Annotated in this window: 9 protein-coding genes; 3 read left to right on the forward strand and 6 right to left on the reverse strand. The window is 48.7% G+C overall.

The window, feature by feature from the left end:
* Positions 1–9: 9 nt before the first annotated feature.
* Positions 10–933 carry a hypothetical protein gene (locus LX98_RS15050; RefSeq protein WP_496429682.1) on the forward strand — a complete coding sequence of 308 codons (924 nt, stop codon included), beginning with the start codon at positions 10–12 and terminating at the stop codon, positions 931–933.
* On the forward strand, positions 930–1,973 hold the full coding sequence (locus tag LX98_RS15055; RefSeq protein ID WP_496429683.1) for a DUF362 domain-containing protein: 1,044 nt from the start codon (positions 930–932) through the stop codon (positions 1,971–1,973). The genes LX98_RS15050 and LX98_RS15055 overlap by 4 nt, the downstream gene beginning before the upstream one ends.
* 277 nt (positions 1,974–2,250) lie before the next feature.
* Here the strand turns inward: LX98_RS15055 and LX98_RS15060 are convergent, their stop codons facing one another.
* The 6 genes from LX98_RS15060 to LX98_RS15085 all read right to left on the reverse strand — a co-directional run bounded on the left by LX98_RS15060 (position 2,251) and on the right by LX98_RS15085 (position 10,554).
* Positions 2,251–3,393: an acyltransferase family protein gene (locus LX98_RS15060; protein ID WP_496429684.1), complete on the reverse strand. Its 1,143-nt coding sequence runs from the start codon at positions 3,391–3,393 to the stop codon at positions 2,251–2,253.
* A gap of 290 nt (positions 3,394–3,683) precedes the next feature.
* The gene (gene ybgF, locus LX98_RS15065; RefSeq protein ID WP_496429685.1) at positions 3,684–5,114 is read right to left on the reverse strand and encodes a tol-pal system protein YbgF; all 1,431 of its coding nucleotides are present in this window, start codon (positions 5,112–5,114) and stop codon (positions 3,684–3,686) included.
* Positions 5,115–5,168: 54 nt separating this feature from the next.
* Positions 5,169–5,915 (reverse strand): OmpA family protein, encoded by a 747-nt coding sequence (locus tag LX98_RS15070; RefSeq protein WP_496429686.1) that lies wholly within the window; start codon positions 5,913–5,915, stop codon positions 5,169–5,171.
* Between the two features lie 624 nt (positions 5,916–6,539).
* Positions 6,540–8,486, reverse strand: a complete 1,947-nt coding sequence (locus LX98_RS15075) for a diguanylate cyclase domain-containing protein (RefSeq protein ID WP_496429687.1) — start codon at positions 8,484–8,486, stop codon at positions 6,540–6,542.
* Positions 8,487–8,699: 213 nt separating this feature from the next.
* Positions 8,700–9,425, reverse strand: coding sequence for a sugar phosphate nucleotidyltransferase (locus LX98_RS15080; RefSeq protein ID WP_496429688.1), 726 nt, complete (start codon positions 9,423–9,425; stop codon positions 8,700–8,702).
* Between the two features lie 19 nt (positions 9,426–9,444).
* A complete protein-coding gene (locus LX98_RS15085; RefSeq protein WP_496429689.1) occupies positions 9,445–10,554 on the reverse strand; it encodes a phosphotransferase in 1,110 nt (369 codons plus the stop codon).
* A gap of 341 nt (positions 10,555–10,895) precedes the next feature.
* Here LX98_RS15085 and LX98_RS15090 point away from each other — a divergent pair, with 341 nt between their 5' ends.
* Positions 10,896–11,093, forward strand: coding sequence for a hypothetical protein (locus LX98_RS15090; RefSeq protein WP_496429690.1), 198 nt, complete (start codon positions 10,896–10,898; stop codon positions 11,091–11,093).
* Positions 11,094–11,126: the final 33 nt, after the last annotated feature.

Here is an 11,126-nt window from a genome sequence, read left to right on the forward strand (position 1 = left end):
TTTCCTTTTATGAATCAAAACCCATTTCATCATTTCCTTGAACTTCTCCAATCCGGGCAACAACCAAATGGAGGATTTCCCTATCACTCGGGAGAAAAGTCCAGACCCGATGCAACCGCTTGGGCTGTTTTGGCACTGTCTTCCTATGCCTTCCGTCATGAAAGCTGCAACCGGGGAAGAGCGTATTTAGCTTCCCAACAGGCGAACGACGGACGCGTGACCATTTCTCCCTCACACCCAGAAGCCTCTTGGCCAACACCTCTCGCCATCTTAGCTTGGGAAGGCGACTCCCAGTATCAAGAAACGCAATCACGCGCTGTGGACTATCTGATAGGGTTTACGGGACGACATTTTTCTAATCCCGTCTCATCAATTATTGGACACGACACCGCCATCCGGGGCTGGCCATGGATTGCTGACACCCACAGCTGGGTCGTACCCACGGCTCTCGCCGTCCTGGCCTTGCAGAAGGTGGGGTTAGGCACCCACCCTCGTGCCATAGCCGGGCAACAGATGCTTCTCAATCGTCAATTGCCCAGCGGTGGATGGAATTACGGAAGTACCACCGTCTTCAACCGGGAACTGCGTCCCCTCCCAGAATGCACGGCCATTGCCTTACAGGCGTTGGCCGGGGACACCCCATTTCACACAATTGAACGAAGCCTCCAGTATCTCTCACATGAGCTTCCACACCTCCGAACTCCCATTTCACTCGGCTGGACACTTCTGGGCCTCGGGGCTTGGAAATTAAAACCCACAAATACCGAGGAATTGGTCTCAGACTGCTTTCAACGTCAAGAGCGATACGGGTCCTATTCCCTTCCCTCATTGGCATTGCTCTTATGCGGTGCGAAAGCGGAACAAGGACTAAACTCATTATTCCCAGCATCATTACCACAAAAATCCGCTTCGTTTGCACACCATCAAGAATGAAAAAGTTGCCTGCCATGACCACCGCTCCCATGCAAACGGATCAACTTAGGCTTACGAGAAGACAACTCCTGCAGGCTTGTTTGCTTGGAGGGGGTTTGGCGGTCTCAGGATTCTCCCTTCTTCATTGGCTTATGGGTCCACGTTTGACCGCGCAGACCTTCATTGGTCAAGCACGAACATACGAGGCTGATTTGGCGATCCTCATTCGCCAAGGATTGCAAGAATTGGGAATCACCACATCAGAGATCAAGGGAAAACGCATTTTGTTAAAACCGAATTTGGTTGAGCCACATCAGTCGTTATCGCATATCAATACCCATCCCCTGGTCGTACGAGGAGCCGTCGAGGCGTTCCTTTCCCTGGGTGCGACGTCTGTCGTCGTGGCTGAAGGGCCCGGACATCGCCACGATACTCTTTTAGTCTTGGAGGAATCCGGCTTGGCAGATGTGCTGTACGAAGATCACATCCCCTTTCAAGATCTGAACACAATGGAAGGGGTGGTCATGCCTAATCTGGGGGGGCAGACGAGGATGACCACATTGACCCTTCCTCAAATAGTCAAGGAAGTCGATTGGGTTGTCTCGCTGGCCAAGATGAAAACGCACCATTGGGCCGGAGCGACCCTATCCATGAAAAATTTTTTTGGCGTGATGCCTGGAAATTATTATGGTTGGCCGAAGAATGTGTTACACCAGGCTGGAATCCCGCAGTCCATTTTGGATATCAATGCGACTCTTAAACCTCACTTTGCCATTGTCGACGGTATTATCGGAATGGAAGGGGATGGTCCAATAATGGGGACACCTGTCCAATCGGGCGTCCTGGTCATGGGGAGGAATCTTCCGGCCGTCGATGCCACTTGTTGCCGGATTATGGGAATTAATCCACATAAAATCGAATATCTTCGCAAAGCCGACCAGTGGTTAGGTCCCATTCACCAATCGTTGATTGAACAACGGGGAGAATCCTGGGAACACGCATACCACCCTTTCGCCCTGATCCCGGAGATTCCCGCCCACCAAGGCATTCGTCTCACCTAGCGAACACCTCAACATTTTCGGGAGATCATTAAGTTCTTGCCAACTCTGGCTCGGGTTTCCTCATTAAGACAAATGTGAGCTCTACCCTCATGCCGGAATGACGAACGGGCACATCAAAGAGCATCAACAATCCCAGCATGCAAGACGTCACCGATTACTCAATCACAAGACTGCCGCTCAATTGTCAACATGTCGGACAACCGGCTCTTGTCCGTCTAGGAAAGATCGCGCAACTCGTTTTGGAAAAACAAGTCTGCTGCTCTAGGCATAGGGCACTTTATCCATCGACACTTTGAGGCAGTAATGGGTGGAGCTTTATTTTTCGATCAACTAATTTCCGTTTGAGATATTCCCTGCTAGGCTTCTCAATCCAGAAATAGCACAAGGAGGCAACCGCAATCACCAAAACGAGAATTCCACCTAAATGAATCCACAACAGAGGTTGATGAAGTTCAGAATTCACTCCTGAATAGTATTCATTGAGTACGTATCGAACAATTTCCAATACCGGATAGTGAACCATGTAAATCCCAAATGAGATGGTTCCCAAAAATACAACAATCTTATTCCGGAATACTCGGGCAATTCCCGTTTGTGCATTTGCTAGTGTCACGATAATACACGGAATAAGGGGATATAGAAATACGATTTGAAGTCTCAATACCAGGAGGACCATAAATACCAACACAAAAGCCAGGCACCAGCGAGATGCGCGCAAGGAATCGTTATAGATGTCGAAATGCTTCTGAACACCAAACATCATGCACCCTAATATAAATCCATTCAACACACGGGCCACGGCAACCCAGCTATAATGCCATTCCCATTGCCATTGGAAGAACTGAATGCTCATCGGATACACGGTAACCAAGAAGAAGATGGCCAGGAATTGAAAGTCTCTTCTTTGGATCGGAACCAACAGTTTTATGATGATCGGAAAACAAAGATAGGCGAACCATTCCGCACTCACAGACCAAGCAGGAGTATTCAACGAAGGATCAACCCACATATTGGTGAGTGTGATATTGCGAAGGACATCCCCATACGAAATCACCTTCTGATCCCAAATCCCAAGGGCGGCGGCTCCGATGAGTACCACGACGACAACTAGGTGCATGGGATAAATTCTTGCCAATCGAAGCGAAAGAAATTTCCCGATTCCATGCACGGTCAATCGGGTTTCAAATTCGTGACGATGCACATACGTCAGAATGAATCCGCTGAGGACAAAAAATATATCAACAGCATAGACTCCTTGGAGAATAATATTTCTTCCTAACCCCCATTGAATTTTTTCATAGAATCCCGGCAAGTACCCATCTGCTTCCCCAAAACACACGTGAAACAGCACTACCCATATCGCGGCAATCCCCCTGAGGCCTGTTAACGTCTGAATATTTTCCCTGCTCTGAGATAGCATAATCTTATCAATCACAATTGCTATATCACCGTAAGCGAAGCTTCGGTTTCTGAAGGGAATTTCTTGAATTGGGTGCTCGGGAACCTGGTCTGTTAAACACGAAGTTGGAGGGGGGAGGATTCATTGATAATTTACAGAATCCCAGGCAATTCTTACTGGAATTATAACAGGGACGAGATGGCGAGATTCGTTTGCCCCTGAACAGACAAAGACATGCGCCCAATGAAATAAATCAGGTATAGGCTATGTGAGACAGGATGAAATAAAACGATACATAGGAGATTGGAAGTTTAGGAAGGATTATCGAGGAAGGCATTCACTTCTTGAAGTCGACCATACGCTTTCTCGGCTTCTGGGCTTTGGGGATGGGTCCTTACAAGTTGTTGAAAGACTGACCGAGCCATAGGTAATTCGCGCAATTCCATATGCGAATAGGCGATTTTCAGTAGAGATGCCGGCACTTTATTGCTGGAAGGGTAAAAGGCAAATACTCGTTCAAATTCATCAATGGCTTCCTGGAACCGTCTTTCGCCGTAATAACATTCACCCAACCAATATTGTGCATTGGAGGCCAAAGGAGAGTCAGCAAATGTCCGCAAAAATGTCGAAAACCCGGTGGAAGCTTCGGCAAAGTTTCCCTGACGAAGAAGCGACATCGCCCGGTCGTATAGCACCTGAGCGTTTCGCGTATCGACATGACCGGAAGAACCCGCCTCTGAAGTCCCTACCGGAGCCGGCAACGTCCTCGATAGTTGGGATGAGGGAGCATACGCGGCCACCGACCCGGTCACCACTGGACGTGAGCTTTCCTTGGAAGATTGTGAGGCAGTCATCGCATCCGACCGAGGCGATAGTGGAGTGCGTTGAGAAAGGAAATCTCGGGTTATCCCTGCCCTTATCGACGGATCGATGTTTTCGTGCATATAAGCATTTGAGGAAAGGGGGCTCCCGGGTTGTCCAGTCATGCGAGAGAGTTTTTGCTCGTGTTCATCCAATCGCCCTCCGAATGTGACACTAAATTTTTCTAACGTCCCTACCACCGACTGTATACTTCGCCGAACCTCTTCAAAATTCGCCCCAACTTGCTGCAACTGGGCATCACGTTGTTGAGATTTGAGATCAAGTTGTTTGCGTAAATCTGCCACCTGCTGTTCCTGTTGGGTAACTTGTTGGCGAAGGGAAGATAGCACCTGTTGGTACTCCACCAGCGAAGTCCGGAATTCGCCTAATTTACCTCCTTGCTCTGTCAGGAGGTGCTCTTCCCCTGCTAAACGATCTCGAAGTTGATGGACCAGAGGCTCAGATTGTTGAAGCTGGGTTTTGACTTCCTTCATATCTGCGTCATACCGCGCCATTTTTTTGGTTAATTCGTTGACCTGGTTCTGATTGCTTTCAAGCCCTCCACGAACCTGGGAGAGGTCCGTCTCCTTTAAGGTAGCAACTTGGTCCATCACTTCGGCACGAGCATGCAGCAACTCCTGAATCTCAACCCGCTGTTTGGCAATAAGGGAATTCGCTTTCTCCAAGGCCGTATTGGCTTCACTCACCGCTTGCTGAAGTGATGTTTTGCTCTTGTCCAACTGGCCGATCTTGGCGTCCAATTCCCGCTTGATTCGTACCACATCCGCCTGTTGAGCCACACACCCTCCCAAGGTCACACTCAACCCCACAATGACAAATTGAACGCTCAAACGATACAAAAATGAATGAGGGCTTAGCATAGTCTTTTTATTCCTCTCAGGAACCATTAACGGGCCATGCCCGGCAACAAACCTCTACCAATCCCGGCGGTCGGCGACATAGGGCATTGGGGTCGAGGCCACACTGATATCTAGAACGAGATGAGCGCGCCGATTCTTTTGAAAACACGGTTCGGTTGAATCCCAACAGGCCGGATTCTCCTTGCCGAACGACATCACATGAAGTCGCTCTGCGGGGACTCCCAAACTGGTGAGGTAGGTTTTGGTGCGAATGGCACGCTTCTCACCTAAAACATGATTATAGGAAGCCGTACCGCGATCATCGCAATGTCCTTCAATGGTAATCTCCGCATACGGATGGGCTTTTAGCCATTCCGCGTTGGCCATTAACGTCGCCTTAGCTTGTTCATTGAGTTGAAAGCTATCAAATTCAAAATGCACATCTCGCAAGCCGCTTTGTGCGGTCAATTGTTCGGCACGGGTTCGATTACCCCAATAATCATTGGGAGAGTCAGAAGGCGTGAGACCTGACTCGAATGTGTGGTCCTCCCGAATCAAGGGATCTTCCGCAAGAAGGTCGGACAAAGCTCCTGCCCCTTCAGGAAAATACCCTTCTCCAATGGGTGTCTCTTTGTTTAATGCTTGTTCCGGGGATCCCGTTGAAAAATCTCCCTGTGAGGCGACCAAAGTTGGCGCACCGGATTTTTTGCCATATTTATGAACTCCATGTGTGGACCGATGGGCACAGCCGGTGGCCAGCAACATCATCAGGATCACTATTCCCCAAACAAAGATTCTGCGGGTCGATGAATGAACAGTCATATTACGAACTCCTTGTTCAACAGCTACTCCGAACAAACCATGAAATATCTCTTAAAGATCGTCCACAACAATAAAAATTGCAAAAACAAGGCCAGGGGAAATCCCGAAAACAAGAAGAACTACTCGTCGGAGGTCACGGTGACGGAAAACTCAACATTTCCGAACAGCCCGAAGAAAAGTGACCATACCAATTACCTCAAATTTCATAGATCTACTGCAGAGTTAGAGATTTCACGGCATGATCCGGCTAAGAACCATCTTTAATTCCTCCTCACAATGCGGCACAGGACTCAGGGGAGTGTTAAATGAGGATTACAAAAAAGCCAATACAACGAGGAGAGGAGGGTGCAGAACTGAAGCAGCATTTACTCAACAATCGTGGCATTTCCTCAACGCTTTTGAGGGGCGCCTAGAGATGAGAGATGCCTGGGCGGAATAATCATGCCTAGGTTCAATGAATTGATTTTGAAGGAGACATAACAGGCACTGTCACATTGACACAGGCATGAACAAGATCCAATTTTGGGGGAGCTACCTTTATGAGATACAAGAAAAATACTTTCTAGAATATCGCTGGATTTTAGCTTTCTGGACGACAGGAGGGGCGAAACACCATAACAACGCTTATTCATCATTCCATTCAGGAGTGGCAAAATACCAGCACTGTCCGCCACGTTCTTTGGCCCGATACATCGCCTGATCGGCAATTTCTACCAACCGATGGGGATCTGTGGAATCCTTGGGATAGACGGAAATCCCAATACTAATCTGTATAGGGATTTTTTCCTTTCCCAATCGAATGGGCGGAATAAGACATTCTAAAATTTTCAGGGCCACTTGACGAATATCCTGAATATGTTCAAGTCCTTGAAGGATCACGGTAAATTCATCCCCGCACAAACGCGCGACGGTGTCGGTTGATCGCACACAAGTTGCCAACCGCTCCGCCACGATACGCAATACACGGTCTCCGGTTTGATGTCCATGATAATCATTGATAGTTTTAAAATTATCGAGATCCAAAAAGAATAATGCCAGTAAGGTCCCATTTCGCCTGGCTTGCGCCAACGACTGTTCTAGGCGGTCTTTAAACATAATTCGATTCGGGAGATCAGTTAACGGATCGTAATAGGCATGATGCTTCATCAGGAGTTCTTGTGTCTTTCGAGCGGTCACATCATGCAAAATCACAACAAAATGTATTGGGTCCCCCTTCTCATTGAGCAAAGGAGTAACCACTTGCTCGAAAACCAGAGATTGGCCATTGCTTCCCGTTTGCATGATCTCAGTCTTCAGGCAACTGAACTCTTGGGCAGATGGATCTGACAGGGACATTCTGTCTCGGAGTTCCTCATGAGGGAACGAATTCAACGGAGAACCCAACATCGATTGAATCGAGGAACCACGCAAAGCCGCATAGGCATTATTCCCCCATTCCAAACGGCCCTGCGCATCTGTCACACAGACGGGATTAAATACGGAGCCCATAGCCACACTTTGCAATCGCCAGAGATCCAGCTGTCTTCCACGTGCCATCAACCGTTCGATCTCACAACCTAATACTTGCAACCATCCAAGCACCGACGGATCAACCGGGTGTGGATCTTCAGAACACACCACCAGCATACCGAAACAATCTTCATCCAAAGCCAGTGGAACACCCCAGGTTTGATGACACCGGAATCCAGGCGGAGACCAGGCCATGGGACTTGTGGACGGACAACCCGAAGAAAGTAGTGATATTTCAGAACCCTCGCAGGCCTGAATTAACTCACCTTGCTGCGAAACCTGGCTCCACCACAGAGCTCCTTGCATCTCCCAATCAAACTCCCCTGTCATCGCATGTGCGCGTAACTGGGGCACACATCCCTTTCCCCTAGTGGTCAGCCACACAAAGGCAAAACCAAAAACCCGTACAAGGCCATCACAAATCTGCGTCAGACACACATCCACACTCTGACCGGCAATTAGTTGGGATTCGAGACTCTGCACCAATTGGATCAAAGGCTGAACGGAAGAGGATTTCGCCTCCGGAGTCAATCCCCAATGCCACGCAACCACCTTCTGCGAGTGATCCAACATGGGCACGACCACACATAGGATCTTTTGCGATGGTCTCCCTGTTGGGACAATTGTCAACACTCTATTCAGGATCTTCGGAGGAACATCAATCGCACAAAGTTGGCTTCGAAGAATCTTCCATTCCTCATGAGCAACATAATTGGCAATGGACACCTGCCCTATATCAGCCAGGTCCATCCCCAGGATAGTACTCCCCACCTCATTTGCCATGAGGATCATACCATCACACGAAGTCACGAAATGGATCTGAGATGACTCTGTGAGAGTAACCGGAGCCGGGAGCGAAACCGTCTGATCGCGAACCGGAAGTAAATTGGCAATAGGTGGTGGGTCGGAAGTTGTCGAAAGAATTTGGGTGAGTCGGCCCTTCAATCGGTGAAGTGCCTGGGTGAGTTCCTGCTCTTGCGTATCGGAAAGGTCACTCGATTCAGCTTGAAAATCTCTCAAGGACTGTTCGAGCAAGTGATGGAGTCGTTCAAAAGTGGCCACAATTACCTTCACCCTGCCGCAAAAATGGGAAAAACCACAGGGAGTGTTTAGATAATAAACCCGATATCGATATCTTTTGGCAAGGTTTCCCTGACGTCAACCCTTCAAAAGCGGGGCGATTATTGGCGCCACTTCCTCACCAACGCACTCACAGCACCAGCCAGACAACTCTTCATGGGGGGGAATTCTGTACAGCCTAACAGACGACCCTTCTTAGGTCTTTGGGAAGATCACTCCGGCCTGGGCATCGGCTTGCGCCTGAGCATAACGTGCCACTGTTCCAATATCGGACCAATAGTCGGTATGAAGAAATCCAAATATTTTTGAACCCCGCGCAAGCTCATTCGTATAGGAGTCGATGATGGAAAACTCCCTATCCGCAGGGGCATCGTGGAGGACAGAAGGATGGAGAATATGAACGCCCGCAAACATCCGTTGAACCAGGGGGTCAGGCAATTCAGCTTGGCTCATTCCCCGACCATTTATTCTGAAAATACGATTTTGTGCGTCCGAATCTACGGCTCCCCATTGAGCGGCTTGCGGATCGTCGCGAAGCACTAACGTGGCCACACCACCATGAGTCCGATGAAACTCTACCAATCTCTTCACATCCAACTCGATCAACGTATCCCCATTAATGACCAAAAACGGGTGTTGCTCAAAAAACCACCCAGCCGCTTTTAATCCTCCACCCGTTCCTAAAAGGATTGATTCATGGGAATATTTCACCTGCATGTCCCAGCGGGATCCGTCCCCGATCGCTTCTTCGATCATATTCCCTAAATAATGCAGATTGATGATGACGTCGCGTATTCCATGTGTTCGCAATAACAACAAATTCCAAATAATGAGCGGCGTCCCCGCAACCGGCAATAACGGTTTGGGAATCGTGTTGGTCAAGGGACGAAGGCGAGTGCCAAGACCCGCGGCCAAAATCATGGCCTTCATATGCAAGAAGCTAACGCCATTCAGAGATATACGGAGACAGATGGGTGAGCAGTCGATGGAGTTGAGGATATTTTTCCAAATTGGCACGAACATTCTTTAATGTCTGGGGAATTGAGGCCAAAAAGCTTGAATTACCTTTTACTCGATCAATATACACAAACCGACCGGCAGCCTTCAGATTGCGCTGAATACTCGTGAAGTCAAACAGCCGGCGAAACGCTTCAGGATCATGGAATAGCATAGCCGATTGTTGCGAAAATGAGAGATTCTTGCGCATGGCTTCTACGTAACGAGCAAGAAGACGATCGATTACCCCTTCATCGAGAGCGATGTAGGAATCTCTCAGCAGAGAGGCCAAATCATATGTCACGGGTCCCATCAAGGCATCTTGAAAATCAATGACACCAAGCCGTTCCCCATCCACCATCAAGTTACGGGAATGATAATCACGATGGGTAAAAACCTGCGGTTGCGAGGCTAACCATTCGGCCATCTTCTGAAATTCCTCTCGAACCGGAACTTGATCGTCGACACACATAGGCCGCTCTCTCGCCACAATGCCATATTCTAAAAAATGCTCAAACTCCCAGAGATACAGGGGAACATCAAAGGACCTTGTCAACGCCACACAGGGAACACTGGAATGATGTGAGGCCTGGAGATGAAGCTGAACGAGCTGATCAACAGCCTTACAGTATAGATCCTCCGCGATAGCCGGGGCAGATTCCTGCCATGCCTGGGCCAGCGTCACGTCTCCAAAATCCTCGAGATAAAGCAAGCCGCAGGATTCATCGTAAAAATATAACGCGGGAACCTGAACACCCTTCTCCTGCAGATGTTTCAGAATATTCGTGAACGGCAATTCAGTGATGTCTCCCCCGACTCCACTTACGGCCTCCTCAGAAGCTTTAAACCCCTCCGGATCGGCTAACTTCATCAGAACCACAGAGGAAACGGGAGCCATGGACAGGTGCAAACGGTAATAACGACGATTCGAGGCATCCCCCGCCAACGGGACGCATCGCTCTAGTTCGGCAGTGAACGGAAGATGTTTACGGAGAGTAGAGGACACACCCGAGAGATCGAGGCCCATCAAAGACAGGGAAGTTTGAGGCGTCATTGTTTTCGATTATACGGGCATACCACCTTCTTGTCATCAAGGGGAAATTGGAGACACTCATTTTGATAACTGAAATTTCCTGTTTAGGTTACAATGACTTAGCTCCGCGGAACGGAAGAAAAAGCCCGCACATCAACAAAGGACGACCTGCCTACCTGCTTGCGCGTCGAAGCCGTTTTAACGCAAAAGGGCAAAGTCTCTCTGAGGAGGTGGGAACAGTGCAGGCAACATTTTTCTTTCTATACCTCAATTTAAGATTGAGAACGTTTTGACGATAAGTAGTATTAAGAGAGGGAAAATTCTCACAATTCACCATAATCACCCACAATGGAAGGTGCTCTATGGAAATCACCAATCCACCCCAGCCAACTCTCTCCGCCCCTCAATCTACCTCCTCGGTCCAGGATGGAGATGTGGGCCAAAAAGGAAGTTTTTATAGCCGCAATAGAAAAAAACAACAAAAGGATATTGAGCAACACTCGGAAGAACCACCACCCCGCAAAGATCGCTCGACAGGCCTCATTGATATCCGCGTGTAACACTGATTAATTCCTGAATTTTCATGTCTTCTA

Source organism: Nitrospira marina (genome assembly GCF_059568365.1).

What these genes read in the sequence shown, in the direction of transcription:
- LX98_RS15050 (WP_496429682.1), top strand. Translation starts at nt 10, where the DNA reads ATGAATCAAAACCCATTTCATCATTTCCTTGAACTTCTCCAATCCGGG.
- LX98_RS15055 (WP_496429683.1), top strand. Translation starts at nt 930, where the DNA reads ATGAAAAAGTTGCCTGCCATGACCACCGCTCCCATGCAAACGGATCAA.
- LX98_RS15060 (WP_496429684.1), bottom strand. Translation starts at nt 3,393, where the DNA reads ATGCTATCTCAGAGCAGGGAAAATATTCAGACGTTAACAGGCCTCAGG.
- ybgF (WP_496429685.1), bottom strand. Translation starts at nt 5,114, where the DNA reads ATGCTAAGCCCTCATTCATTTTTGTATCGTTTGAGCGTTCAATTTGTC.
- LX98_RS15070 (WP_496429686.1), bottom strand. Translation starts at nt 5,915, where the DNA reads ATGACTGTTCATTCATCGACCCGCAGAATCTTTGTTTGGGGAATAGTG.
- LX98_RS15080 (WP_496429688.1), bottom strand. Translation starts at nt 9,425, where the DNA reads ATGATTTTGGCCGCGGGTCTTGGCACTCGCCTTCGTCCCTTGACCAAC.
- LX98_RS15085 (WP_496429689.1), bottom strand. Translation starts at nt 10,554, where the DNA reads ATGACGCCTCAAACTTCCCTGTCTTTGATGGGCCTCGATCTCTCGGGT.
- LX98_RS15090 (WP_496429690.1), top strand. Translation starts at nt 10,896, where the DNA reads ATGGAAATCACCAATCCACCCCAGCCAACTCTCTCCGCCCCTCAATCT.